Here is a 23,773-nt window from a genome sequence, read left to right as displayed (position 1 = left end):
GAGCCGCCGACCGAGACCGTCCGCCGCGAACTGAAAGAAGAACTGGGCCTCGACCTGCACCCCGGACAGCTCCTGTGCATCGACTGGGTGTCCCCGCACGGCCCCTGGGACGACTCACTCATGTTCATCTTCGAAGGCGGCATCCTGAGCGAGCACCAGATCGCCAACCTCAGGCTGCACGACAACGAGCTGAGAGCCTTTAAGTTCTGCACCGAGGAAGAAGCCGCCAAACGCCTCCGCCCATACGTCTGGCGCCGCACACACGCAGCCCTGGAAAGCCTACGAGCAGACAAAGCCTTTTATCTACAAAATGGACACTGGTGAGAAGCCGACCTGATCGTTGATCTTGCCCGGATAAGCTCGTCGGCGACCATAGCCTCCTAGACACGAGGAGCCTCCGTAAATCTCTTCACCGGCTGCCACCGTCCACGCCCAGACTGCGGCGGGTCTTCTCAACTCGGTTACCTGGGTTCGCCTGCCTGGAGGCTAGGCTGATCCTCCTCGCCCGGCTTTACTGCGGTGGTGCCGCGGACGGCGTGGATCACCTGAACCAGGCGTTCAGACCGGCCAGGGTCATTGAGCACCCAGCACAGCCAACCCAGCAGTATGGCCAGCGTCACGCTAAGCCCGACCGCCGCCGGGCCGCCGACCATCGCCACTGCAGAAACCAGCGCCGACGCCACGCTGACCGTCCCCGTTAGCTTCGCCGTGTTCCTAACCGCGGACTTCATTTCACCGCACGCCGACCACGGCACGCCTTCAACTCACCACGGAGCTGTGGTGCACCAATCAGCAATCTGACGGCGTGATACCACTGGTGCAAGCGGCTAGCACCAAGCTCGGCTTGCTCCCATAGTTCGCTACGGAACTCCTCGGCGTAACGGGGCCGCGCGGCGGCTGGCAGGATTAGCACGGCCCACGCCACTGCCCGTACCGCCACTCCGGCCATCATCACCTCACGTTGCTCCCGTGGCTGATCGACGTCACCGGATTCACCTGACACATCTCGTCCAGGCTCTGTCCTCACCCGGTCCCGAGGTCCATGCGCGGTTACGTCCGCTCGTCGTAGTAGGCCAGCCAATTCCTCATGGCAGCTGTTTGCGGTACCGAAGGCACGCTCGAGGGCGCGGGCAAGATCGAAGAGGAACCCGACCTGGCGTGAGCCGTCGAGGTCGCGGACGAGCGCATGGACGTGGGCGAGGTCGAAATCGAGCACGTCGACGCAGTCGAGAGAGTGGTCAAAGTAGTGGGTGAGGGCAGAGGAGTCGAAGCCGAGAGGCGCGAGATCCTGGACTTGGTCGCGAACGAGCGTGATGACTCGGTCGAAGTCAAAGTCGCAACGGAAGTCGATGCCGGGGTCGAGTTCACAAATGAAGCTATGGACGAAGTCGCGGGCATGGTCGAGGCGGCGGACACGGAGGCCAACGCGCTCATAGTCGGCGCGGAGGCGCGCTGTGAGTTCGGCCAGTGAGCTGGCGTCGTGGAGGAGTGAGATGGTCATGCGATGCCGCCCGCGGGTCGAGGCTTAAGTAGTGGCGGGTCGATGGCCTGTGTTCGGCTCTGGGCAAGCGCTATTCGGGCATGCTCAGCACCATCCTCGGTCAGGCGGTAATAGCGGCGGCGGGGTCGGCCCTGCTCAGCTGGGTCCACTTCCTCCCAGTGTGATTCCAACCAACCCAGCCTCTCTAGACGGGCGAGGATGGGATGCACCGTGCCTGAGGGCAGTCCTGCCGCCTGCCCAATCTGCAGCCCGTAGAACTCCTGTGTCGGCTCGGTCAGCAGTGTCCGCAGTACCTGCTGAGTCGCCAGCGTCATCCGGAGACCGGAAGCCCCCTGCTTGCGCCTACCCATGCTATGACTCTACCTAGCCCCTAGGTAGAGAACAAGTTACAGACGGCGGCTGGCCGACTCGTTGGACCAATGCAAGGTCCCTGGCGTGAAGGTGCTCGACGCATGTCGCGCTCATCGACCTACGAGGGCTCCCATTTGGAAGCTGCGGACATCTGTGAGCGACACCGCCCGGCGCACTGATGATGACGCGAGCGGAGGACTGCGCCAAGGCGGCTCAACCGGCCCCGGAGGGCGCTGCCCAGATCACCGACCACCCGGCTGCTGACCTGCACTGGGATGCTCCGCCTCATACCTCATGCGTCCGCCCGTTCCGCGCATGTTCCGGATCTTGATCGTCAGCTGTAGAACTGCCCGCCGTACTCCTCGAGGCTGACCGTGAAGTCATCCGGCAGGGTTTCGCGAAGAAGCTTGTACCGGACGTCGAAGGCATCGATCGCCTCGCGAACGCTGTAGCCGAACATGTGCCGCAAGATCATCATGGCCCGGGGCGGCGGTGCCGGACTGCATGTCCACCACGTCATGGCTGGCCTCGAGCAGCTCGTCGACCACACTGGAGCCGACACCGACGCCGTCCACCCTGATCTCGTCCACGCCATGCTCGCGCTTGGCGGCGATGACTTGGCCTGTGGTCTCGGTGGTGCGGAGCTTGGAGTGCTCGGCGACGACTCGGACCAGGGCGCCGCGGGCAAGGACGAAGATGGTGGAGTCGAACCCGAAGCGGGCGGCGTCCACGCCTAGCACCGAGCGCGGCCCGGGCTCGAGCTGGTGGTCCTGCGCGGCTTCGATCCACCTGGGCTGACCAGGGTGTCGTCGCCGATCTCGGGGAACTCGCCCAAACATTTGGCGACGTAGCGAGGCGAGGTCTCGCCCCAGCGGAGACGCTTGTCCTCCACCCACTCCGGCGACAGCATCAGCGCGGAGACGGCGTCGGGGACTTCCTCGCCGGTGAAGTTGGGGGTGTCGAAACCGCTGATGCGGATGACGATCCAGCCGGAGCCGGGCTTGCAGACGTTCCCGAACTCGGTGTTCGGGTCGCCGGGGTTCCCGATCGCGAGGATCCGGCAGGTGTCGGTCGTGGTGATCGCTTCGACGGCCGTCCACAGCTTCTCGGGGATGCCGCACGCCTCGTCCAGGATCACCAGGACGTACTTGCGGTGGATGCCCTGGACGCCGTGCTGGTCGTTGTCGGCCGGCTTGCGGCCCCAGCCGACGAGCGTGCCGTCGTCGAGCTTCCACTCGTCGGACTGCAGCACCCGGCCGGGCAAGGGGTCGCCCTTGGGGTTCTTGGCTGCCTTGCGGATCTCTTCCCACAGGATCGCGTGGACCTGCGCGTACGTCGGCGCCGTGGAGACGATGAACGCTTCACCGGGCGGGTGGATGTCGTGGGGGAGCCCGGGGTGATGGCTTCGGCGTCCTAGCGCGGCGGGCACGGCCTCGAGCGGCGTCGACCGGATCCCGCAGCGCGAAAGCAGAACCGGCGATGACCAGCTGAAAGGCGGCGTCGAAGCCACCGGAGAGCTTGATCATCGCCGGTGATCTTGTAAACAGGACGCCACCTCCGGGCACGGCGCCGCTGCGGTTTCGTCTCGTGGAGCTCGAACGCGGCGACGACGTCCACCAGGACCTCGCCGTGCTCGTCGACCTTGCCGGGAAGCTCTCCGTTCTTGTACGACCTTGCCGGGAAGCTCTCCGTTCTTGTACCAGGTGCGGAAGGAGTCGGCCGAGCGGCCGATGTACTCCGCGATCACCCAAACGGGACGGTAGGTCCCCGGCCAGGCGCGAAGCTTCCGAGATCGAGTCACGCCTCCATTGTGCAGGCAGCGATCATGATATGACCGCAGGTGACGGCTCTGGTGGGGGCGCGCCTATCAGGACGTCAGCCCGTGGTTCTGGCACCAGTCGAAGATCTTCAGGGCGGCGTTGACGGCTTCGAGCCTGCCGAGCTTGGTGTCGGTGGCGGCCTGGTCGTACTTGGCGGCCAGATCCCGGAGCGCAGCCTCGTCGCTGACCGTGGCGCTCTGGTGCGCCTGCATGCCGATGGCGGGCACCGTCTCGGCGTCCTTGGTCTGCGAGACGTCCTCGTGCACCTGCTGGGCGTAGCGGCACGCGTCGATGGTGGCCTTATCGTAGGTGGAGCTGGTCCTGCTCCTCAGCCCCCACGGTGTGGCGGTCGATGCCCAGGCCGGGACGGAGCTGGAGTCGCTGTCGTCGCGTGGCCAGGTGAGGACGGCGGTGACGGCGACCACCGCTAGGCCGAGGGCGACGGCGAGGATGATGGGCAGGCGAACGCGGCGCGGGCGGGCTGGCATGAGCACAGTCTGAGGGGCGGCATGCGCCGGGGCGGAGCTGTGGCCGGTGGCGGCCGGTCGGCACTCCGCGCGGCCGGGCTGGGAGTCGCATGCGGGCCTTGCGGCGCGGCCCCTCACACGTCCGGGCTGGTGCGCGAGCGGCCGCCGATGCACACTGCCCCATGGCTCGCGCCAGCTACCTGGAGGGCCCCGACGGACTACGCGTCCAGGCCGTCCGTCTCGGTGAAGCTGACCTCACGTTCGTCCGAGCCCACCACCCCGACGCCCGCGCCGGACAGGCGTGGTTCCTCCTCACCCGCCAAGGCCGCCTGGTCGCCTACTGCCGCAACATCGAAGAGGTGGCCGAACACGTCAACCTCGCCGAACTACACGCCCCCGGCGAAGCGGGCTGAGGACATCGGCTAGGCCCAAGGCGACCGTAGCGCGCCCCCGACGCGACGCCGCCGACACGGCGCCCGGCTCGTCGCGCTGACCGTCGAGCGCTACATGGCCCGGCACCAGGGCCAGGGCCTGCAGCGACAGCCGTGCACGTGGGGCGCGGCCATCCCCAACCCCCCAGATCGGAACTAATAAACGATCAAGAGCACCATGGCGAAGAATACTTGCCAGAATCGCGAAGGTGCCTCTCTGACCAGCGGGATCGCCGCTGGCAGATTCAGGTTATTGGTGCCGTAATTCGGTGAGCGCATGCGTTTTTCGGGCACCGCCAAAGGGGTCGGGATTTCCTGCGGCGTTTTGCGGACTCGCGAGGAGCATCGCGGTATTGTCGGCATCGCGTCCTAGGCGCGCCGGACCACCCTCTCCCGCCCCCTGGGGAGGCGAAGGGCCTCCCCTCCGTGAGATGAGAGGACCGGCATGTCGACACCGGACGATGTAAGAAAGGCCAGGAGGGCCGACCGGCGGCAGCAGGAACGGCGTCGGGTGGTGGCAGTGTCCGCCGCGGGACTCCTGGCCTTGGCGACTGGCTACCGAGCCGGTCGCCGAAGCACGGCCTCGGCCTTTGCGCTGGGTATGGCGACCGGCCTCACCGCCGGCGTGGTCGTCATGACGGCGTTGGAGGGCCGGGGGGACCGCCAGGTGGGACTCCGGTAGCGAGCCAAGTCCCCACCTGACGATCCGGCGGCTGGACGAGCGTTCCCTATGGGGACGCTCGTCCAGGCGTTTCCGCAGGTCAACGGGGTATCAACTGTCATCTATCCCGCTGCCATAGCGTAGACAGTACAGGAGAAGAGGCGCCGGTTCAGGTGAACCGGGCGCTAAGTACCTGAACTGCTATCGCCCCACGTCAGGGCGTATCAACACTTCCCTTAGTCGATGTGCATTTATCGACTACATCGGGATCTGTAGAGAGACCCACGCACTTCGTTGATCAACTCGCGGGAGTGCGGGTAATGCTAATAATTCAAGTGATGGAAATTGCGGGCCCTTGGTGCCAGTGGCCTTGGGTCGGCGCAGCAACCGGGGCGGTCGAAGTCGCCCAGGCCATCACTCCAGGTCAAGCCCAGTGGGGACGTCTTCGGGCCCTAGGCCGGGCGGGCCTCGCAGGTACCGGACGGCGTGCCGCCACCGGCCGTGCTCTGCCGCCGCGTCCACGCTGATCTCTACCACCGGCTCCGGCCGGACCCTGGTGTAGGCGATCGGTTCCTCGACGCCCGGCAGACCGCCGGCCCACCCGGCAGGCAGTACCTCCGGCCACGGATGTTCGTCGCCTGCGGCCGCCAGGAGCGCCGCGGCCTCGAGCCGCGCGGGCGCCGACAGCGGCGTTGAGCGCGCCACGACCCTCAGGTGACCGCTGTGCCCGTACCGGCCGAGGATCAGTGTGCGCGGCGCGGCGAGCGGACCCGTGACACCGCCGGTGATCGCCTCGGTCGTGAGGCGGTGCTTCACTTTCCACCAGCCGCGCTTGCCTCCTGGCAGCGGCTGGCCGCGGCCTTGACCACCAGCCCCTCCACCCCTTGGGCGACGAGCACCTCGAACCACAGGCGAGCCTCGCCGACATCGCGCAGCTGCGGGCACAGCACCACACGGGACGTACCGGGGAGACCAGCAAGGAGCCGCTCCAGGACCTGGCGGCGCTTCGACAGCGGCGCGGGCCGGTAGCCGACGCCGTCGGCCTCCAGCACGTCGAAGGCCACGTAGTGGCACGGCTCCGACAAGGCGAGGAACACCGGCGACGGCCAGCGACGTGGCGACGCTGCAGCGCGGCGAAGTCGAGCCTGCCGTCGCGGCCCCAGCGGACGATCTCCCCGTCTACCACCGTGCCGGGTGGCAGGGTGTCGAAGGCGGCCAGCACGATCTCTGGGAAGGCGGTGTTCAACCACTTCTGCCTGCGGCTCCAGAGGGGAACCCCGCCGTCCTGGTTCTTCAGCGCTATGCGGCGGGAGCCGTCGAACTTCGGCTCGTAGAGGCAGCCGCCCGAGCAGCTGGCCTCGTCGGGGATCGCGTCAGTGCTCACGGCCGCCATGGGCACGATGGGGCGCCGGATTTGCAGCGTCGGCCACCCCCTCGTGCGGGCCTGTCTGGGACGCCTACCCGGCGGACGGCGGAGGCTGCCATGGCCAGCTGAGCCTTGGGCGCAGGTTGACCACAGATCGTCTGGGCCTGTGTGCCGAGGCTCGGCGCCGCGGCACGTATTCCGGTCGTGCATCGAGAGGACTGCCCAGCACAATATGGGCATGAGCGCCCCCGACAACGACGAGCCGCACGACGCCGACGAGCCCGCCTCGGCGGGTTTGGATGATGCGAGCGCCGATCCCTCGTCGGCGCGTCCGGTCACCTCGCCAGCCGCAGCGCTGGCGGGCAGGAGGACTCCAGGGCTGGTCATCCCAACGAGTCCGGCGTTCCGCGCCAACGCCACCCTGGCCGCACGGGCGGCGGAGCTTACTCGCGCCCTCAATCTCGGCATATCCACCAAGATCAAGGCCGCCATCGGGCCGAACTACAAGATCTTCCCCGGTGGGTTCGTCCCTCCCTACATGAACCAGTTCACCGGCATCGCCGAGAAGATCAACAGGGCGATGGCGGCCAACTGGCTCCCCGCCCTGACGCGCCTGAACGAGATCATGCAGGCGCTGTTCCCGCCCAACTGGGGCGATGCCCGACCGCGCGACTGGGACGAGTTCCGCAACATTCTCGCGCACGAGGGGATCCCGCTTCTCTGGGTGCCTGGGCCGCAGGCCGTCGCCGCGATCTTCGAAGCCGAGACCCCCACCGAGCGGCGACAGGTAATCGGGCGCCGTTGGAAGGGCATCGCCAACGACTGCGAGAAGGTCCTCGGGAGCGTCACCCACCCGGTCCTGGTCCACGAGCGGGCGTTCGCCCAGGACTGCGCGAACGCACTACGTCAGGGGCACGCCAGCGCGGCCCAGGCCCTCGCCGCGAACCTCCTCGACAGCATCCTCCGCCGGTTCTACACCGACAAGCACCGGGTCGAACTCACCAACAACGAGTACAAGAAGAACGGCACCACCTTCGACTTCAGCGACCGGGGCTACCGCGCCGCGCTCACCTTCGCGCCGGTCTGGTGCGCGCACGCCAAGTACTACCCCAACAAGGGGGAGCGGATCCCCACGCAGTACGGCCGGCACCCGAGCGCCCACGCGGTCTCCCGCGCCCAGTACACGAGGGTCAACGCCGTGATCGCGCTCATGGTCGTGACGTCGTTGATCAAGTACTTCGACGTCGAGCTGAAGCGGCTCGATGCCGCCTGACCTTGGTCGGCCTCAGCAGGCCGTGGCCAGGCCGAGGGCCTGCTCGAGCCGCTCCCGGTAGTCGTCGGCGTGAAGGTCGAACGCGGTCAGCGTGTGCCCGAACCGGTAGCCGTGCCAGTTGTCCGGCGTCAGCTCCAGCTGCGCGGTCTCGTTGCGGGCGCGGAGCCCCTCGAGGGCGAGGCGCCACCGCTCGGCTCGGGGGGAGCTGCGCGAACAGGTCGCTGCGTCGCGTGTTCCGCCAGTCTGCGCTGGCGTCCTCGTCCAAGCTCGGCCCATTCGCCCGGCGCGTCGGTCGCCCAGTCCGGTGTGAGGTCGACGTCCGCCGGCGACGTCCAGTCGGCGATGTCCTCGTTGGGGAAGCGGTCGCAGAAGCTCGACGACACCACGGTGGGCTCGTCGTCGCGGGCGCGCAGCAGCGCGGTCGCCTCGTCCCAGCCCATCTCCCGGCTGGGCCACTCCTTGCGCGGGGTGTCCGGGTGCGGCTGGTATCGCACGGCGCGGCGCAGGACGCCGTCGGCCAGGCCCTGCTCGATGACGTCGGCGAGCCAGGCCCGGTTCGGGCCCCCATGTAACCGCGGATCTCGCATTGCGCGTCCATGCGAGCGAGGAGCCGTACCGGGTCGCTGCTGACGGCGAGTGCCGTGCTGGACAGCCGGTCGCCGCCGTCGATCGGGCGCCCGCTGTACTGGAGCAGGGGCCGGCCGGGCTCGGCGACGAGCACGGTGTCGAACCACCGCGCCCACTTCATAGTCTCGGCGGGCGCGGGTTCGGCGGCCAGGTAGTGCCCGGGGGGACCAGCTCGCGGAGCCGGTCGTGGTTGCTGAACGCGTCGAGCACCCCGCAGGCGATCCGCCGGACGGTCATGCTGGCGTGCGAGCGCTCGGCGCCGAGCAGCTCGGCGCCGGCGGACGGGGAGTCGAAGTAGACCCGGCTCATCGGCTGCCGTTCCCGTGCACGCCGTCATCCTGTCAGCGAAAGCCGGACGTCCACCCCCTCGGCGCGGGCGCCCGGCCTTGCGGCTTCCGTCAGTGCAGCTGGGCGGCCAGTTCCAGCGCGCCGGCGGCGATGAGATTGCCGACCGCGCCGGCTACGGCCGTGTTCAGGTGGTTGCCGGCGCGCTCGAGGGCGTGGCGGAGGCGCCCCTTGTCCGGGGTGCCGCTGGCGATCTCACGCTCAACCTCGTCGATGGCCTCGACGACTTCGGCTTCGACCTCGGCGGGGAGGGGGATGGTCGGCTTGGCCTGCCGGTACTGCTCGACCACCCCCATGGCCTTGGCGGCTGTGTCGGCTTCTATGAAGGTCGAGTTGTTCTGGACCTTGTACCCGCCGACAGAGAAGGCTCCCTTGTTGTCGCCGCCGAAGTGGACACCGCCGGTCCTCTGGGACCTCTCGTACTCGCTCACGTCTCCGTCGTGCTCCTCTACGCACTGGTTGCCCTCGTCGGTGGTCTCCGCCCGCACGGGGCCTCGGCGCTGCGCGACCTCGATGCCGTGGATGAGGCCCTTATCCCTCAGCGAGGCGGCAGCCTGGTCGATCTCGTCCGGCGCCATCTGGGCGCCTTCGAAGATGCTCTTCGGACTCTTGAGGAAGTCTTCGACCACTGGCATGCCAGCGCCCTCCCGCTGGCGCTCCCACAGCCAGACGAGGAGGCGGTTCCGGGCGGCCTTGACGCGCTGCACCTTGTCGGTGCGGCGGCGGCGGCGCGCTTCGACCCATCGGCGGCCGTAGCCGCTGAGCTTGGCCATCGGGGTCCCCAGCGTGCTCTGGCTGTCGGCCATGAAGCCGTGGTCCTTGCACTGCCTGAGCAGTTCGAAGGAGGCGTCGAGGGTCAGACCGTGAGCTTCACTGAACTCGCGGAAGTCGACGTGGCCGGCGGGGGCGTCGTCCGAGTGGTCGTATACCCACTCGACGAACGGCTCGTGCAGTTCGGAGAGGCTGCTCGGCATCCGTACTCCATTTCGTTCGTGGCGGGGGGTCGGACGCAGATCAGTGTGCATGCCCGAAACGTGCGATCCAGCCAGGCAATGCCTGTCGATCTTGATAACCGCCCAAATTGACTAGCTAGTCATGATCCCGTGGGGTCACCCTCGATCACCCGCGAATAAAGTTGATCTTCGTCCCCTCGGCGATGGCGGTCGCGACCTCGGTGAGCTCCGGATCGGTGATCTCTCCACCGAGGTCGCGCCAACGGGCGCTCACCAGCGGCTTGACCTCCTCCACGGGGCGACCCTTTAGCTCCAGGGCGAGCGACTGGACGGCGTTCTGGTACTCCTGCGCCGCCCGATCGACCTCCTTGGCCACGGCTCGCTCCAACTCCCGCCTATTGAACTTGAGGTCCATTTTCATTTCGCGCCTCTCCGGTGCATGTAGAGCCTTCCGGAAACAGGCTAGAAGGCGCATACGACAGTTTTGTGGAGCCGCCTCAGGCAAACCGGCTCATCTGGTGCTGGGACGGTCGACGTAAGCGGAGGCCAGGTCGAGGAGTTCCGGGCAGTGGTGATGTCCTCGGTGCGGGGCCAGGCGTCTTCGCCCTCGGTGCCACAGCCGGCGCACCAGTCTCCTTTGATGTGGGCGTACAGACCGCGTTCGCCAGGGCAGTGCCGGGCGAGGACGCGGCGCTTGGCGGCGATGTCGGCGAGGACGGCCGTGTCGGGGTTGGGCTCGGTGCGGGTCTTGAGGAACTCCTCGTTGGTCATCCCGTGCCGGCAGGCTCGAAGGCGACCTCGCGGGCGCCGTCGACGGTGCGGTAGTTCGTGCTGGCGCACTCCGGACAGGAGATCCAGGTGTCACTGCGGACCAGGTACTTGTCGTGTTCGAGGGCCTCGGCTTCGTCGAGACGGGCTTCCAGGAAGGCCCTCAGGTCGGTCATCGCTGGCTCCTCCTGCGTGCGGCCGCGGCTTCTCCGGCCCAGCGCGCCAAGGTCACGGCCAGCTTCAGGCGGAGGGCGCGCTCCTCCCGGTTGCTCTTCCAGCGAACGACTTCGGTGACGACGATGACGCCGGCGAGCACGATGAAGGCGATGAGCACGATGTCGTCGACGGTCATGTGGACCCTTCCGGGAGCGCGTCCCAGGCCAGCGCGCGGGACATCTCCTCGAACGGCTCCACCGAGACGACGCGGAGGCGTTCGAGGAGGAGGGTGTGGTGGCCGGTGGCGATGGCGGCGCGGGAGTACGGCACCCGGGAAAGCGCTGCAGGTGCTGCCGGTGACCGAGGCCACAGCGCGGGCTGGACTGTCGCAGCAGCCGTACACAGCTCGGCTGAGGCCGCTATCTGTCTGGTGGGCTAGTGGAGATGACGGGTCGGCCGCATCGGAAGGCCACAGAACCGCAGGCACCGGCGGGTAGTTGCTGGCGACGCATCCTCAGTGGGGCCATCTCGGCTGCCGCACGAGCACGCCGTCACGCCGAGAAACCGCCTCCGGTTACTGCGACGCTCGCGGCCTAGTGGCTTCCGGTGGGGAGGCCCGTGCGGGGGTGTCGCATCAGCCGTGGGGACGCGCTGATGCAGTTCGGCGGAACGGCATCATGGTCGGAGTCTGTTTCGTGGGTCGAGAGGTCAAGCCGCCAGGAGCATCGATGACCGCTCCTCGCTCATCGTCATCGCTCACTTGGTACGCGCCTCCGCCCACGCAGCTGCGCGGCGTTCACAGCGCCTGGCAGCTGCCTGCCCGGTAGCAACCCAGCCATGGGTGTGGGCCGCTGGCAGTCGGCCGAAAGAAAGCCGACCTCGATCGCGCTGATGCGGCAACGGCCTGAATCAGCTCGCCCGCAATAGCCTCTCGGACGACGATGAGCGTCCCTCGGTGCTTCCAGCGGCCCTCGTCGGTTCGGAGGCGACCTGGTCGAAGGGCATGTCTGTCGCGTGCACGGCCGCGCTTGCCCTTATGGGGCGCTGAGTTGCTCGGTGGAGCCAGATGCGCCCTCAGGTGTTGATCTTGCTGTCGCCGGGTTGAGGGCTGCGCCACGGGCCGTGAGTAGGTGGTGTGGCGTGGGGGTGAGGCCTGGGTGGCCGGAGCGTGCCATCTGGTGTTGGTCGGTCTTGGTGGCAACGTGGTGGCAAATGATCAGAGGCCGGTCTAGGATCTCTCCCAAACCGGCCTCTGACCTGGGTGTTCTCGGTGGAGCTGAGGGGATTTGAACCCCTGACCCCCTCGATGCGAACGAGGTGCGCTACCGGACTGCGCTACAGCCCCGAGGACTCTGTAAGGTTAGCGCACTCCGAGGGGTGCTCGCGCACGTCCGGGTCATTCGCCCACGGCGCGGCGGTCGTCGGCGTACTGGTCGAAGACCTCCTCCGGCGTGACCAGCTCGATGACCTCGGCGGGTTCGGTCTCCTGCTCGGCACGGCGGGCCTCGAGCGCGCGGGCGCGGGCGGCGGCGCGGGCCTCGGCCGCGGCGCGGCGGCGGGCGGCGTCCATGCCGACGGCGACGCGCAGCAGGGTGAGGTGCCCGGCCAGCAGCAGGGTCGGCGGCACCGTCGCCCACCAGGGCAGCACACCGGACGCGACGAGGGCCACAGCGGTGACGACGAGGGCCGCCAGGCCCGACGTGCGGCGGCGGCGACGGGCGATGACGGCGGCGCGGGTCACCGGACGGCGGGGCCGCGGGGCCTCCTGGGGCTCGTCGGCCTCCTGCGGCTCCTCCTCGGCGGTCCGGGGCGCCTCGGTGGCCTCCTCGTCGCCGTCGAGCTCGTCGGCGCGTTTGTGGAGGAGCCGGGTGATGCCGGCGTTCTCGGTGTCGCGGCGCAGCCACATGGGTACCAGGACGATGGCCCAGACCGCGACTATGGCGAGGTAGAGGACGGCGCTGCTCACGCGCTCACCGCCTCGGGCCGTCCCAGGGCACGCGGAATCGGCGGGCCGACTTTCGGCGCGCGGGCGTGCAATGGGAGCAGGGTCACGCCCCGCACGGTACGAGCCGGTGTCAGAGGTTGACGAGCATAAGGGGCGGTGTGTCGCGAGATCGATGCCGCCGTTACTCTCCGTTTGCCGAGTCTTCTCGATCGCAGGATTCTTACGCGGCGAAAGTCACTCCGGACTCAAGTGTGCCGGGGAAATGCCTGTTTGCGTTCGGCCAGCCAGCGGGCCCGCAGGCCACCGGGGACGTCCTCGACGGTCAGGGCGTAGCAGATGTGGTCGCGCCAGGCGCCGTCGATGTGCAGATGGCGGCGGCGAATTCCTTCTTCCCGGAATCCGAGCTTTTCGACGACGCGGCGGCTGGCGGCGTTCTCGGGGCGGATATTCGCTTCGAGCCGGTGCAGGCCGACGGTGAAGAAACAGTGGTCGACGGCGAGGGCGACCGCGGTCGGAATGACGCCGCGTCCGGCGACCTGCTTGTCGACCCAGTAGCCGATCTGCGCGGAGCGGGCCGAGCCCCAGACGATCGCGCCGATGGTGAGCTGTCCGGCGAAGCGGTCCTCGTAGGTGACGACCCAGGGCAGGGCGAGGCCCTGGCGGGCCTCGCGGCGCATGGTGTGCACCATGCTGACGTAGGGGCCGAGGCCGCTGCGGAACAGCGGCGTCTCGGGGTTGGTGGGCTCCCAGGGGCGCAGCCAGTCGGCGTTGCGGACCCGCAGTTCGCGCCAGGAGGCGGCGTCGCGGTGCCGCAGCGGTCGCAGACCGACGGGACCCTCGGTGAGGGTGACCGGCCATCCCCGCAATCGTTCCACGGTTCCATGATTCCCTGGTAGGACCTGCGAACGCCATCCATTGTGGCCGGGAAATCGTCCGGGGGCGCGCGGGTCACACCCAGCGGCCGGCCTTCATGACGCGGTGGACGGACATGTCGTCGTTCAGGACCACGAGATCGGCGTCCTTCCCTGGTTCCAGGGAGCCGACGCGCGAGTCGACGCCCAGCGCGCGCGCCGGGATGAGGGACGCCGCTACGGCGGCCTCTTCGACGGGCAGGCCGAGGACTGTCACGGCGCGGCGGAACGCGTCCGCCATCGTGATCGTGCTTCCGGCGATGGACGTCCCTCCGGCGAGAGTGGCGCGGCCGTCGCGGACCCGGACGTCCATGACGCCGAGCCGGTAGTCGCCGTCGCCCATGCCGGCGGCGGCCATCGCGTCGGTGATGAGCGCGACGCGGCCCGGGGCGGCGCGGAGCGCCAGCCGTCCGACGGCGCCCTCGACGTGCACGCCGTCGTTGATCAGTTCGGCGGTGACGCGGGGGTCGTTGAGGGCGGCGGCGACCGGGCCGCCCTCGCGGTGGTGCAGCGGGCGCATGGCGTTGAACAGGTGGGTCGCGACGGTGGCGCCGGCGTCGAAGGCGGCGCGGGCGGTCGCGCCGGGCGCGTCGGTGTGCCCGACGGCCGCGAGAACGCCGGCGTCCACGGCGTCCCGGACGAGGTCGAGCGCGCCGGGCAGCTCGGGCGCAAGGGTGATCATGCGGAGGCGGCCGCGGCCGAGCCGGACGAGGCGGGCGAACTCGGCGCGGTCGGGGTGGCGCAGGAGATCGGGGTCGTGGGCGCCGCAGCGGTCCCGGGCGAGGTAGGGGCCTTCGAGGTGGACGCCGGCGATGAGGCCGTCGGCGGCGAGGTCGGCGAGGCCCGCGACCGCGTTGGCGAGCTCGTCGGGCGTGCCGGTGACGAGGCTCGCGACCGTCGTGGTCGTCCCGTGGGACAGGTGGAAGCGGGCGGCCCTTTCGGCCTCTTCGGGACGTCCGGTCTGGTAGGACGCGCCCGCGCCGCCGTGGACGTGCATGTCCACGAAGCCGGGGACGACGTGCCGGCCGCCGAGGTCGACGGTCTCGCCGGGGCCGGCGGACGGCGCGGCGAGGCGGCCGCCGTCGATGCGCAGCGTGCCGGTCGCGACGCCGCCGGGCAGGACGATCCGGGCGTTCGTGAGGTTCGTCATCGGACGTCCAGGATGACGGATCGGGTGAGGTTCCGTGGACGGTCGGGATCGTCCCCGCGCGCGCGGGCGATCTCGACGGCGAGCCGCTGCGCCCTGACCAGGTCGGCGAGCGGGTCCAGCGAGGTCGTGACCATCGTGCCGCCGACGCCCGCGACCTGGTCGGCGAGGCCCTCCGGCGGCTCGCCGAACATCCAGGCGACGCGGCCGGGCCCGGTGATCGCGATCGGGCCGTGCCGGTACTCCATGGCGGGGTACGACTCGGTCCACGCGCCCGCGGCCTCGCGCATCTTGAGGGCCGCCTCGTGCGCGAGGCCGATCGTCCAGCCGCGGCCGAGGAAGGTGAACTGGTCCGCGGCGACGGCGGCGGCGGGCAGCGGCTCGGCGACGGCCCGCTCGGCGTCGGCGATCACTCCGGAGACGTCCTCGCCGAGGTGGGCGCGGAGCAGGACGAGCTGCGTGGTGGCGTAGCGGGTCTGCACCACCGAGCGCTCGTCGGCGTAGTCGAGGACGATGATCTCGTCGGCTGCGTTCATCACCGGCGTCGCGGCGTCGGCGGTGATCGCGACGGTCGGGATCGCACCGCGCACGCGCGCCAGCGCGTCCAGGACCTCGGTGGTCGTACCGGACCTGGTCAGCGCCAGCAGCCGGTCGTAGCGGCGGCCGTCCGGGAACTCGGACGCGGCGAACGCGTCGGTCTCGCCGTGCCCGGAGGACTCGCGGAGCGCCGCGTACGCCTGCGCGACGAACCAGGACGTCCCGCACCCGATCACCGCGACCCGCTCGCCGCGGCGGGGCAGCACCGGCGCGAGGTCCGCGGCCGTCGCGGCGGCCCGCCGCCACCGGTCGGGCTGGGACGCGATCTCGGCCTCGGTATGCCCGCCGCCGCGCTCCGCCATGGACCTCTCCCTCTGCAGCCGTCTGCGTGTTCTTGCTTGTTCAATACCAAGTCTGAGCAGAAAAGACCATAGTGGTGCATCGCTAGAATCCAGTCCGGAGCCGTCCCGCGGGGCCGTCCGCGTACCGGAAAGGGGCCGGGGTGACACGCCACGAACGCTGGAACGCGCTGCTCGAACTGCTCGCCGACGCCGGCCGGCTGAGCGTCGAGGAGGCGGCGGCCCGGATGGCGGTGTCGGCCGCGACGATCCGCCGCGACTTCGACCAGCTCGCGCAGCAGCAGATGCTCACCCGGACGCGCGGCGGCGCGGTCGCGCAGAGCGTCAGCTACGACCTGCCGCTGCGCTACAAGACCGCGCGCAACGCGACGGAGAAGCAGCGCATCGCCGCCGCGACCGCCGAGCTGGCCCGGCCGGGGTCGATCATCGGGCTGAACGGCGGCACGACGACGTCCGAGGTGGCGCGGGTGCTGGCGACGCGCGCCGACCTGCACGCCGAGGGCGGCTCACCGGCGATCACCATCGTGACGAACGCGCTGAACATCGGCACCGAGCTCGCCGTCCGCCCGCACGTGAAGATCGTGCTGACCGGCGGCGTGCCGCGCCCCCAGTCCTACGAGCTGACCGGCCCGCTGGCCACCGGGATCTTCGACCAGGTGACGCTGGACGTGGCCGTCCTCGGCGTCAACGGGGTCACCGTCGAGCACGGCGCGACCTGCCACAACGAGGGCGAGGCGGACGTCAACCGGCTGATGGCCGAGCGCGCCGACCAGGTGGTCGTGGTCGCGGACGGCTCGAAGGTGGGGCGCCGCGCGTTCGCCCGGATCTGCGACACGAGCCGGATCGACGTGCTGGTCACCGACGGCACCGTCGGGGACGCCGACGTCGCCGCCTTCACCGAGGCCGGCGTCCGGGTCGTCCAGGTCTAGGCCGACCAGTCCGGGTCTAGCCGCCGGCGGGGCGGGGGTGGTCGCCGCCGGCGATCTGGTCGACGGCGTGCGCCAGGACGCGGCCGAGGACGGCCATGCCGTCGCGCACTCCCCCGGTCGAGCCCGGCAGGTTGACGATCAGCGTCCGCCCGGCGAGCCCGGCGAGGCCGCGGGACAGGATCGCGGCGGGCACCTTGTCGCGGCCTTCCAGCCGGATCGCCTCGGCGATCCCCGGGACCTCCCGCTCGATGACGAGCCGGGTCATCTCGGGCGTCCGGTCGGTCGGGGTGAGGCCGGTGCCGCCGGACGTCACGACGACGTCGTAGCCCTGCGCGACGGCGTCCCGCAGCACCTCGGCGACCGGCTCGCCGTCCGGAACGACGACGGGGCCGTCCACCTGGCAGCCGAGGTCCTCCAGCAGTTCGACCAGCACCGGGCCCGACTTGTCCGGGTAGACGCCGGCGGCGGCGCGGTTGGACACGGTGACCGCCATCGCGCGGATCATCGGCGCCACACGCCGGTCTTGCCGCCGGTCTTCTCCTCGACCCGCACGTCGGTGATCACGGCGCCCGGGTCGACCGCCTTGACCATGTCGACCAGCGCGAGCGCGGCGACGGAGACGGAGGTGAGCGCCTCCATCTCCACGCCGGTGCGGTCGGCGGTGCGCGTCACGGCCCTGATCGCCACGCCCTCGTCGTGGATCTCCAGCTCGACGGTGACGCCGTGCAGGGCGATCGGGTGACAGAGCGGGACCAGGTCGGGGACGCGCTTGGCCCCCATGATCCCGGCGATGCGGGCGACCGACAGCGCGTCGCCCTTCGGCATGTCGCCGGCGCGCAGCAACCCGATGCATTCGGCGGAGAGCCGGACGAACCCGGTCGCGGTGGCGGTCCTGGACGACACGCCCTTGGCGGACACGTCGACCATCCGGGCCGCGCCCTTGTCGTCCAGATGCGAGAACTCGGTGCCCATGGCACTCATGGCAACCTCATGACGTCGACGTGCGAACCGGCGGGCAGGGCCTCGGTGTCCTCGGGGAGCGCGATCAGCGCGTTCGCCATGGCGAGCGAACCGAGCTGGTGGGAGCCCTGCGTCTCCGCCGGGGTGACGGTGTAGTGGCCGCGGTTGGACGACAGCCGCCCGCGGACGAAATGCCGCAGCCCGGCGGGCGACTTGATGTCCTCCGCCAGGACGGCGCTTACGGTGGGCATCGGTTCGGGCGGCAGCCCCTGCATGGCGCGCAAGGCGGGACGCACGAAGACCTGGAACGAGACGTACGCGCTAACGGGATTCCCCGGCAGCGTGAAGACGGGCGTGCCTTCCAGCAAGCCGAACCCCTGCGGCTTGCCCGGGCGCATGCGCACCTTGTGGAACCGTACGGTGCCGGTGCCGGACAGCACCTCCTTCACCACGTCCCTGGTGCCCATGGACACCCCGCCCGAGGTGATGATGGCGTCGGCACGGACGAGCTGGTCCTCCAGCATCTCCATGACCTTGGCGGGCTCGTCGTGGACGGTCGCCTGCCGGAAGCCCATCCCGCCCGCCTCCACGACGGCGGCGGTGAGCATGTAGCTGTTGGACTCCCAGATCTGCCCCGGCGCGAGCCGCGTGCCGGGCTCCTGGAGCTCGTCCCCCGTGGAGACGACGACGACGCGTGGTTTCGGCCTTACGGCGACATGGGAGCGCCCTACGGCGGCGACCATGCCGATCTGCGTCGCGCCGAGCCGCGTCCCCGCCTCCACGACGGTCTGGCCCGCGAGGACGTCCTCGCCGGACCGCCGGATGTAGTTCCCCGCCGGTGCGGGGCGGCTGATGCGGACGGTCGCGGCACCGCCGTCCGTCCACTCGACCGGGATGACCGCGTCGGCTCCGGCGGGCAGCGGGGCGCCCGTCATGATGCGGGCGGTCAGCCCCGTCCTGATGGCGGAGACGCCCGAGTCCCCTGCCACGATGTCCCCGACCACGGGCAGCACGACCGGCTCCGCCTCGGTGGCCCCCGCGACGTCCGCCGCGACGACGGCGTAGCCGTCCATCGCGGAGTTGTCGAACGGCGGCAGCGGGACCGGCGCGGTGACGGGCTCGGCGAGCACCGTCCCCTGCGCCTCCAGCAGCGCGAGGTCGAGCGGCGGCAGCGCCGCGACGCTGCCGAGGATCTCCGTCAGGTGCTCATCGACCGTTCTCATGCCCACGGCCCCAGTGTGACGGGTCGTCACGCGTCGCCGGAGCCGCCCACGCCGTCCGCGGCGTCATGGGTCCGGACGAACTCGCGCAGCCACGGGATGAACTCGGGCGCCAGATCGGGGCGTTCCGCGGCGAACTGCACCACCGTGCGCAGGTACTCCAGCTTGTTGCCGGTGTCGTAGCGGCGGCCGCGGAACTTCACGCCGTACACGCCGCCGCCGTTCTCGGCCGGCATGTCGGCGAGGGTGCGCAGCGCGTCGGTCAGCTGGATCTCGCCGCCGCGGCCGGGCGGGGTCTTCTCCAGCACGTCGAACACCGCGGGGTCGCAGACGTACCGGCCGATGATGATCCAGTTGCTCGGCGCCTCCTCGGGCGCGGGCTTCTCGACCAGGTCGGAGATGCGCACGACGTCGTCCTCGCCGGTCGCCTCGATGGCCGCGCAGCCGTAGGCGGACACCTGGTCGGGCTCGACCTCCATCAGCGCCACGACGCTGCCGCCGTACTGGCCGCGCACCTCGATCATCCGCTGCAGGAGCTTGTCGCGCGCGTCGATCATGTCGTCGCCGAGCAGCACCGCGAACGGCTCGTCGCCGACGTGCTGGCGGGCGCAGTGCACCGCGTGGCCGAGCCCGCGCGGCTCGCCCTGCCGGACGTAGTGCATGATCGCGAGGTCGGCGGACTCGCGGATGGCCGCGAGGCGCTCGCTGTCGCCCTTGGCGTTGAGCGCCTCCTCCAGCTCGTAGGCGCGGTCGAAGTGGTCCTCGATGGACCGCTTGCTGCGCCCGGTGATCATGAGCACGTCGCTGAGGCCGGCGTCGACGGCCTCTTCGACGACGTACTGGATCGCCGGTTTGTCGACGACGGGAAGCATTTCCTTGGGCGTCGCCTTGGTGGCGGGCAAGAATCGGGTACCGAGGCCCGCCGCAGGGACGACGGCCTTGAGCACGGGTGCAATGTCGACCATGAAAAGACCCTAGCCATCCGCGAGGACAACAGCGTGCACGACATCGTTTCGAAGACCGACATCCGCGCCGGACTGCTGGAAAGGCGTGGGATCATGGCTCCTGAGGAGCGCGCCGCGGCGGGCCGGTCGCTGCGCGACGCGCTGCTGTCCGTGCCCGAGATCGAGATGGCGGGGACGATCGCCGCCTACGTCTCCGTCGGCACCGAACCGGACACCCGGAGCCTGCTGTTCGCGCTGTGGAAGCGCGGCGCGTACGTGCTCCTCCCCCGACTGCTGCCGGACGCCGACCTCGACTGGGCGTCCTACGAGGGCCCCGACTCGCTCGCCCCGGGCCCGCGCGGATGCCTGGAGCCGACCGAGCCGCCGCGCAGCCCGGGGGCCGTGGCCAGCGCGGACGTGGTCCTGACACCGGCGGTCGCGATCGACCGGACGGGCATGCGGCTGGGCCGCGGCGGCGGGTCGTACGACCGGGCGCTGGCCCGCGTGGGGCCCGCGATCCTGACCGTCGGGCTGGTGTACGACTCCGAGCTGGTGGACGAGCTTCCCGCGGAGCCGCACGACCAGCGGGTACGGGCCGCGGCGACGCCGTCCGAGGGCCTGGTGCGGTTCGGCTGAGGCACCGGCGGGCGTCCAGACGGCCAGGACGGGCTGCGAAGTGCGGCCGGGGGGGCCGGGCGCTTGCCGAGCGGCGTCAGGAGTCGGTCGAGGCGTGAGGGGGTGTCCGAGCGGCGGCGGGAGGGCTGCCTGGCGGTGGCAGAGGTGTGGCCTGGCGGTTAGCAGTACCTGGCTCTGTGGCCAGTACCGGACGGGCGCATAGGCTGAGGATCAGCAAGATCGCGGATCGGGGACCGCGGTCGGACCCGAGGCTCACCGGGAGGTTCCAGATGACGGCGCCGTGGCGGATCCTTTCCCTCCCCCCGCTCGGGGAGGACATCGTGCGGGGCCTGTTCGGATCGTTCGGCGACACCGTGGAGGTGGCGTTCCCGCAGACCAGGGACCGCGCCGGGCTCCTCGCGGCGCTCCCGGACGCCGAGCTGGTCATCGGCGACTTCAGCGCTCAACTGAAACTCGACGCCGAGGCGGTCGCCGCCGCGCCGCACCTGGCGTTCGTGCAGATGCCCGCGGTGGGGACCGACAGCATCGACGGCGCCGCACTGGCGGAGGCCGGCGTGCCTCTGGCGAACACCGCGGGCGCCAACGCGCGCGGTGTGGCCGAGTGGGCGGTCGGCGCCGCGTTCGCCCTGTGCCGCCACTTCGTCTGGGGGGACCGGCATGTGCGCGCGGGCGAATGGCCGCAGGCGGAGCTCCTGGCCCGGGGCACCAGGGAAGTCCATGCGCAGCGCGTAGGGGTCGTCGGTTACGGCGCCATCGGCGCGGAAGCGGCGCGGCTGTTCCAGGCCCTCGGCTGTGAGGTCTCCTACTGGACGAGGCACCCGCGTGCTTCGGCGCCGGTCACCTACAGGGAGCTGGACGATCTGCTCGCCACGTCCGACATCCTGGTGCTCGCCTTGCCGCTGACCGACGAGACACGCGGCCTCATAGGGCCGGAACGTCTCGCGCTACTCCCCGACAAGGCGCTGCTCGTGAACGTGGCGCGCGGCGGCATCGCGCCCGACGACGCCGTCCTCGCCGCACTGGAGTCGGGACGGCTTGCCGGGGCCGCCCTGGACGTCTTCGACGAGGAGCCGCCTGCGGCCGACCATCCCCTGCGCACGAACGAGAACGTCCTGCTGTCCCCGCATGCGGCGGGAGGGACGACGGAGTCGCAGCGGAACATCGTGACGATGCTGCTCGACAACGTCACCAGGGCCGTCCAGGGACACGCGGTGCAGAACGTTGTGAACGGGGTGGATCCGCAGGTCAGACGGAGATAACGGACGTTCTAGGCATCCCGTTCATCAACCGCAAGTATGCATTTGACACACGATTCTGTAGTATTGCTAAAAGTTCAACTTTGACGACCCCGAAGGGTGGGATGTGCATCTCGACATCTGGCTACTCCTCGGGGCCGTGCTCGTACTCAGCGCCATCGTCGCGGTCCGGCTGTCGCACCAGGCCGGCCTGCCGACCCTTCTGGCGTACATGGGCCTCGGCCTTCTCATCGGCGAGTCCGGTCCCCTCCACATCGACTTCGACAACGCCGAGCTGGCCGAGACCCTCGGCCTCGGCGCGCTCGTCCTGATCCTCGCCGAGGGCGGTCTCACCACCAGCTGGCGGCACGTGCGGCCGTCCGTGCCGGCCGCGCTCAGCGTGTCCACCATCGGCACCCTGATCAGCATCGTCGTGGTGGCGCTCGCCGCCATGTGGCTGATCGGCATGGACTGGCGCCCGGCGTTCCTGCTGGCCGCCGTCCTCGCCCCCACCGACGCCGCGGCCGTGTTCTCGGTGCTGCGCCGGCTGCCCCTGCCCTCCCGGCTGACCGGGCTCCTCGAAGCCGAATCCGGCTTCAACGACGCACCCGTCGTGATCATCGTGGCCACCCTCAGCGTCAAGCACGGCGGCGTCCCCAACATCGCCGAGCTCGCGGGCGTGATGGTGTACGAGCTGATCGCCGGCGGCGTGCTCGGGTTCGCGATCGGCTGGCTCGGCGCACAGGCACTGCGCCGCGTCGCCCTCCCCGCGTCCGGCCTGTACCCCATCGCCGTGATGTCGCTGTCCATCGGCTCCTATGGCGCCGCCACGCTGCTGCACGCGAGCGGCTTCCTGGCCGTCTACGTCAGCGCGCTGGTGCTCGGCAACGCGCGCTTGCCGCACCGTCCGGCCACGAGGGGCTTCGCCGAAGGCATCGGCTGGCTCGCCCAGATCGGGCTGTTCGTGATGCTGGGCCTGCTGGCCTCGCCCGGCGCGCTCCCCGGCCAGATCGTCCCGGCGCTCGTCATCGGGTTCGTCCTGCTGCTCGTGGCGCGCCCTGTGTCGGTCGTCCTGTCCTCGATCGGGTTCAAGCTCTCGTGGGGCGAGAAGGTGTTCGCCTCATGGGCGGGGCTGCGCGGCGCCGTCCCGATCGTCCTGGCCACCATCCCCATGGTGAAGGACGTGCCGGACGCCGACCGGCTGTTCTCCATCGTCTTCAACATCGTCGTGGTGTTCACGCTCTTGCAGGGCCCTACGCTGCCCCTGGTCGCGCGCTGGTGCCGCCTCAAGAGCGACGAGCAGACGCGCGAACTGGACGTGGAGGCCGCGCCCCTGGAGGAACTCCATGCGGACCTGCTCGAAGTCCGCATCCCGCCCGACTCCCGGTTGAGCGGAGTGGAGATCTTCGAGCTGCGGCTGCCCGCCGGAGCGTCCATTACCCTCGTCGTGCGGGACGGGGAGAGCTTCGTACCGGAACCCACCACGCCCCTGCAGAGCGGCGACACGCTGCTGGTCGTGACCACCGAGGCCGTACGCGAGACCACGGAACGCAGGCTGCGCGCCATCAGCCGCCGCGGGAAGCTGGCCGGATGGTTCGGCGAGACCGGCGCATGAGCGTCCTGCGGCACGGGCACCGAGACCCGGCCGGGCCCTTGGGGTAGGGCCGGGCTCGGGGGCAAGCTCGGGGCGGCTGGGAACAGACCCGCGGCGAATCCTGTTCCACGGGTGGGTACCATTAGCAGTCATCTAGAGTGAGTGCCAGTCCGGGACGGCGCCGGACTGAGTCAGCGAGGAGGAACCGTGCCGACGTATCAGTACGTTTGCACCGAGTGCGGCGAGCCTCTGGAGGTCGTGCAGAAGTTCAGCGACGACGCGCTGACCGAATGCCCGGCGTGCAAGGGAAAGCTCCGCAAGGTCTTCTCCGCCGCGGGGATCATCTTCAAGGGGTCGGGCTTCTACCGCACCGACAGCCGCGGCTCAGGCAAGTCGTCCTCCACCGTGGGGAGCTCGTCCAACGGCTCGAACGGCTCGTCGTCGAGCGGTGACTCCGGCAAGTCCGACTCGGCGTCCTCGTCGAGTTCGTCGGGCTCGTCGAGCGACTCGTCGTCGTCCTCGTCTTCCGCCTCCTCGTCGAAGTCGTCTTCGTCCGAGAAGGTGGCCTGACCCAGGGGCCACGCCTCACCACCGCGCTTCCCGAAGGCCGGAGGAACCCGAACGGGTTCCTCCGGCC

At 70.0% G+C, this 23,773-nt stretch carries 32 protein-coding genes, 1 tRNA gene and 1 pseudogene; 10 read left to right on the top strand and 24 right to left on the bottom strand.

The window, feature by feature from the left end; genetic code table 11:
- Both ABT299_RS30315 and ABT299_RS30310 read left to right on the top strand, forming a co-directional pair.
- A partial coding sequence (locus tag ABT299_RS30315; protein ID WP_500252810.1) for an NUDIX domain-containing protein occupies positions 1-324 on the top strand: 324 nt, incomplete at its 5' end.
- Between the two features lie 862 nt (positions 325-1,186).
- Positions 1,187-1,471, top strand: a complete 285-nt coding sequence (locus ABT299_RS30310) for a hypothetical protein (RefSeq protein WP_500252809.1) — start codon at positions 1,187-1,189, stop codon at positions 1,469-1,471.
- Between the two features lie 26 nt (positions 1,472-1,497).
- On the opposite strand, the gene ABT299_RS30305 is transcribed toward ABT299_RS30310, so the two are convergent.
- The gene (locus ABT299_RS30305) at positions 1,498-1,815 is read right to left on the bottom strand and encodes a PadR family transcriptional regulator (protein ID WP_500252808.1); all 318 of its coding nucleotides are present in this window, start codon (positions 1,813-1,815) and stop codon (positions 1,498-1,500) included.
- A gap of 371 nt (positions 1,816-2,186) precedes the next feature.
- Positions 2,187-2,312 (bottom strand): hypothetical protein, encoded by a 126-nt coding sequence (locus ABT299_RS30300; protein ID WP_500252807.1) that lies wholly within the window; start codon positions 2,310-2,312, stop codon positions 2,187-2,189.
- Here ABT299_RS30300 and ABT299_RS30295 point away from each other — a divergent pair.
- Entirely contained in the window at positions 2,311-2,589 is a 279-nt protein-coding gene (locus ABT299_RS30295) for a hypothetical protein (RefSeq protein WP_500252806.1), read from the top strand. The genes ABT299_RS30300 and ABT299_RS30295 overlap by 2 nt on opposite strands.
- Here ABT299_RS30295 and ABT299_RS30290 read toward each other — a convergent pair.
- Together ABT299_RS30290 and ABT299_RS30285 are read right to left on the bottom strand one after the other, a co-directional pair.
- Positions 2,586-3,281, bottom strand: a complete 696-nt coding sequence (locus tag ABT299_RS30290; protein ID WP_500252805.1) for a hypothetical protein — start codon at positions 3,279-3,281, stop codon at positions 2,586-2,588. The genes ABT299_RS30295 and ABT299_RS30290 overlap by 4 nt on opposite strands.
- Positions 3,282-3,719: 438 nt before the next feature.
- Positions 3,720-4,160, bottom strand: a complete 441-nt coding sequence (locus ABT299_RS30285; RefSeq protein WP_500252804.1) for a hypothetical protein — start codon at positions 4,158-4,160, stop codon at positions 3,720-3,722.
- A gap of 161 nt (positions 4,161-4,321) precedes the next feature.
- Here ABT299_RS30285 and ABT299_RS30280 point away from each other — a divergent pair, with 161 nt between their 5' ends.
- Positions 4,322-4,552 (top strand): hypothetical protein, encoded by a 231-nt coding sequence (locus ABT299_RS30280; protein WP_500252803.1) that lies wholly within the window; start codon positions 4,322-4,324, stop codon positions 4,550-4,552.
- Positions 4,553-5,645: 1,093 nt separating this feature from the next.
- On the opposite strand, the gene ABT299_RS30275 is transcribed toward ABT299_RS30280, so the two are convergent.
- From ABT299_RS30275 to ABT299_RS30265, 3 genes and pseudogenes are all read right to left on the bottom strand, one after another.
- Positions 5,646-6,047, bottom strand: coding sequence for a hypothetical protein (locus ABT299_RS30275; RefSeq protein WP_500252802.1), 402 nt, complete (start codon positions 6,045-6,047; stop codon positions 5,646-5,648).
- On the bottom strand, positions 6,044-6,316 hold the full coding sequence (locus ABT299_RS30270) for an ATP-dependent DNA ligase (RefSeq protein WP_500252801.1): 273 nt from the start codon (positions 6,314-6,316) through the stop codon (positions 6,044-6,046). Before ABT299_RS30270 ends, ABT299_RS30275 begins: the two co-directional genes overlap by 4 nt.
- A 44-nt stretch (positions 6,317-6,360) precedes the next feature.
- A pseudogene (locus tag ABT299_RS30265) lies at positions 6,361-6,624 on the bottom strand (ATP-dependent DNA ligase); the annotation flags it as partial.
- Between the two features lie 211 nt (positions 6,625-6,835).
- Here ABT299_RS30265 and ABT299_RS30260 point away from each other — a divergent pair.
- Positions 6,836-7,870: a hypothetical protein gene (locus ABT299_RS30260; protein WP_500252800.1), complete on the top strand. Its 1,035-nt coding sequence runs from the start codon at positions 6,836-6,838 to the stop codon at positions 7,868-7,870.
- 128 nt (positions 7,871-7,998) lie between these two features.
- Here the strand turns inward: ABT299_RS30260 and ABT299_RS30255 are convergent, their stop codons facing one another.
- The 13 genes from ABT299_RS30255 to ABT299_RS30195 form a co-directional block, all read right to left on the bottom strand.
- Positions 7,999-8,457: a hypothetical protein gene (locus ABT299_RS30255; RefSeq protein WP_500252799.1), complete on the bottom strand. Its 459-nt coding sequence runs from the start codon at positions 8,455-8,457 to the stop codon at positions 7,999-8,001.
- 157 nt (positions 8,458-8,614) lie between these two features.
- Positions 8,615-8,806 carry a hypothetical protein gene (locus tag ABT299_RS30250; RefSeq protein WP_500252798.1) on the bottom strand — a complete coding sequence of 64 codons (192 nt, stop codon included), beginning with the start codon at positions 8,804-8,806 and terminating at the stop codon, positions 8,615-8,617.
- Positions 8,807-8,895: 89 nt separating this feature from the next.
- Positions 8,896-9,816 carry a hypothetical protein gene (locus ABT299_RS30245; RefSeq protein WP_500252797.1) on the bottom strand — a complete coding sequence of 307 codons (921 nt, stop codon included), beginning with the start codon at positions 9,814-9,816 and terminating at the stop codon, positions 8,896-8,898.
- A gap of 145 nt (positions 9,817-9,961) precedes the next feature.
- The gene (locus tag ABT299_RS30240) at positions 9,962-10,171 is read right to left on the bottom strand and encodes a hypothetical protein (RefSeq protein ID WP_500252796.1); all 210 of its coding nucleotides are present in this window, start codon (positions 10,169-10,171) and stop codon (positions 9,962-9,964) included.
- A gap of 86 nt (positions 10,172-10,257) precedes the next feature.
- Positions 10,258-10,566 (bottom strand): hypothetical protein, encoded by a 309-nt coding sequence (locus ABT299_RS30235; RefSeq protein WP_500252795.1) that lies wholly within the window; start codon positions 10,564-10,566, stop codon positions 10,258-10,260.
- Positions 10,563-10,739 carry a hypothetical protein gene (locus ABT299_RS30230; RefSeq protein ID WP_500252794.1) on the bottom strand — a complete coding sequence of 59 codons (177 nt, stop codon included), beginning with the start codon at positions 10,737-10,739 and terminating at the stop codon, positions 10,563-10,565. The genes ABT299_RS30235 and ABT299_RS30230 overlap by 4 nt, the downstream gene beginning before the upstream one ends.
- Positions 10,736-10,915 carry a hypothetical protein gene (locus tag ABT299_RS30225; RefSeq protein ID WP_500252793.1) on the bottom strand — a complete coding sequence of 60 codons (180 nt, stop codon included), beginning with the start codon at positions 10,913-10,915 and terminating at the stop codon, positions 10,736-10,738. Before ABT299_RS30225 ends, ABT299_RS30230 begins: the two co-directional genes overlap by 4 nt.
- Positions 10,912-11,049 carry a hypothetical protein gene (locus tag ABT299_RS30220; RefSeq protein WP_500252792.1) on the bottom strand — a complete coding sequence of 46 codons (138 nt, stop codon included), beginning with the start codon at positions 11,047-11,049 and terminating at the stop codon, positions 10,912-10,914. Before ABT299_RS30220 ends, ABT299_RS30225 begins: the two co-directional genes overlap by 4 nt.
- A gap of 941 nt (positions 11,050-11,990) precedes the next feature.
- Positions 11,991-12,064 (bottom strand) — tRNA-Ala (locus ABT299_RS30215).
- A 51-nt stretch (positions 12,065-12,115) separates the two neighbouring features.
- Positions 12,116-12,685, bottom strand: a complete 570-nt coding sequence (sepX, locus tag ABT299_RS30210; RefSeq protein ID WP_433245365.1) for a divisome protein SepX/GlpR — start codon at positions 12,683-12,685, stop codon at positions 12,116-12,118.
- Between the two features lie 224 nt (positions 12,686-12,909).
- Positions 12,910-13,539: a GNAT family N-acetyltransferase gene (locus tag ABT299_RS30205; protein WP_387027675.1), complete on the bottom strand. Its 630-nt coding sequence runs from the start codon at positions 13,537-13,539 to the stop codon at positions 12,910-12,912.
- 73 nt (positions 13,540-13,612) lie between these two features.
- Positions 13,613-14,725 (bottom strand): N-acetylglucosamine-6-phosphate deacetylase, encoded by a 1,113-nt coding sequence (nagA, locus tag ABT299_RS30200; protein ID WP_500252791.1) that lies wholly within the window; start codon positions 14,723-14,725, stop codon positions 13,613-13,615.
- Complete coding sequence (locus ABT299_RS30195) at positions 14,722-15,621, bottom strand: SIS domain-containing protein (protein ID WP_500252790.1); 900 nt, start codon at positions 15,619-15,621, stop codon at positions 14,722-14,724. Before ABT299_RS30195 ends, nagA begins: the two co-directional genes overlap by 4 nt.
- A gap of 140 nt (positions 15,622-15,761) precedes the next feature.
- Between ABT299_RS30195 and ABT299_RS30190 the strand changes: the two genes are divergently transcribed.
- Positions 15,762-16,547, top strand: a complete 786-nt coding sequence (locus ABT299_RS30190; protein WP_190854947.1) for a DeoR family transcriptional regulator — start codon at positions 15,762-15,764, stop codon at positions 16,545-16,547.
- A gap of 16 nt (positions 16,548-16,563) precedes the next feature.
- On the opposite strand, the gene ABT299_RS30185 is transcribed toward ABT299_RS30190, so the two are convergent.
- The 4 genes from ABT299_RS30185 to galU are packed head-to-tail and all read right to left on the bottom strand — an operon-like array spanning position 16,564 to position 19,692.
- Entirely contained in the window at positions 16,564-17,052 is a 489-nt protein-coding gene (locus ABT299_RS30185) for a MogA/MoaB family molybdenum cofactor biosynthesis protein (protein ID WP_190855019.1), read from the bottom strand.
- Positions 17,049-17,519 carry a cyclic pyranopterin monophosphate synthase MoaC gene (gene moaC, locus ABT299_RS30180; RefSeq protein WP_433147646.1) on the bottom strand — a complete coding sequence of 157 codons (471 nt, stop codon included), beginning with the start codon at positions 17,517-17,519 and terminating at the stop codon, positions 17,049-17,051. The genes ABT299_RS30185 and moaC overlap by 4 nt, the downstream gene beginning before the upstream one ends.
- A 5-nt stretch (positions 17,520-17,524) precedes the next feature.
- Positions 17,525-18,730 carry a molybdotransferase-like divisome protein Glp gene (glp, locus tag ABT299_RS30175; RefSeq protein WP_190855021.1) on the bottom strand — a complete coding sequence of 402 codons (1,206 nt, stop codon included), beginning with the start codon at positions 18,728-18,730 and terminating at the stop codon, positions 17,525-17,527.
- Positions 18,731-18,756: 26 nt separating this feature from the next.
- Positions 18,757-19,692 carry a UTP--glucose-1-phosphate uridylyltransferase GalU gene (gene galU, locus ABT299_RS30170; RefSeq protein WP_190854949.1) on the bottom strand — a complete coding sequence of 312 codons (936 nt, stop codon included), beginning with the start codon at positions 19,690-19,692 and terminating at the stop codon, positions 18,757-18,759.
- Positions 19,693-19,725: 33 nt separating this feature from the next.
- Between galU and ABT299_RS30165 the strand changes: the two genes are divergently transcribed.
- From ABT299_RS30165 to ABT299_RS30150, 4 genes are all read left to right on the top strand, one after another.
- The gene (locus ABT299_RS30165) at positions 19,726-20,307 is read left to right on the top strand and encodes a 5-formyltetrahydrofolate cyclo-ligase (RefSeq protein WP_500252789.1); all 582 of its coding nucleotides are present in this window, start codon (positions 19,726-19,728) and stop codon (positions 20,305-20,307) included.
- Positions 20,308-20,576: 269 nt separating this feature from the next.
- Positions 20,577-21,566, top strand: coding sequence for an NAD(P)-dependent oxidoreductase (locus ABT299_RS30160; protein WP_500252788.1), 990 nt, complete (start codon positions 20,577-20,579; stop codon positions 21,564-21,566).
- A gap of 103 nt (positions 21,567-21,669) precedes the next feature.
- Positions 21,670-23,157 carry a potassium/proton antiporter gene (locus ABT299_RS30155; RefSeq protein ID WP_190854955.1) on the top strand — a complete coding sequence of 496 codons (1,488 nt, stop codon included), beginning with the start codon at positions 21,670-21,672 and terminating at the stop codon, positions 23,155-23,157.
- A gap of 186 nt (positions 23,158-23,343) precedes the next feature.
- Entirely contained in the window at positions 23,344-23,706 is a 363-nt protein-coding gene (locus tag ABT299_RS30150; protein WP_190854958.1) for an FmdB family zinc ribbon protein, read from the top strand.
- Positions 23,707-23,773 lie beyond the last annotated feature (67 nt).

This window comes from Spirillospora sp. NPDC000708, assembly GCF_040299565.1.
GTDB lineage: Bacteria > Actinomycetota > Actinomycetes > Streptosporangiales > Streptosporangiaceae > Spirillospora.
The sequence above is the reverse complement of the archived record's forward strand: the minus strand, read 5'-3'. Positions and strand labels throughout refer to the sequence as shown.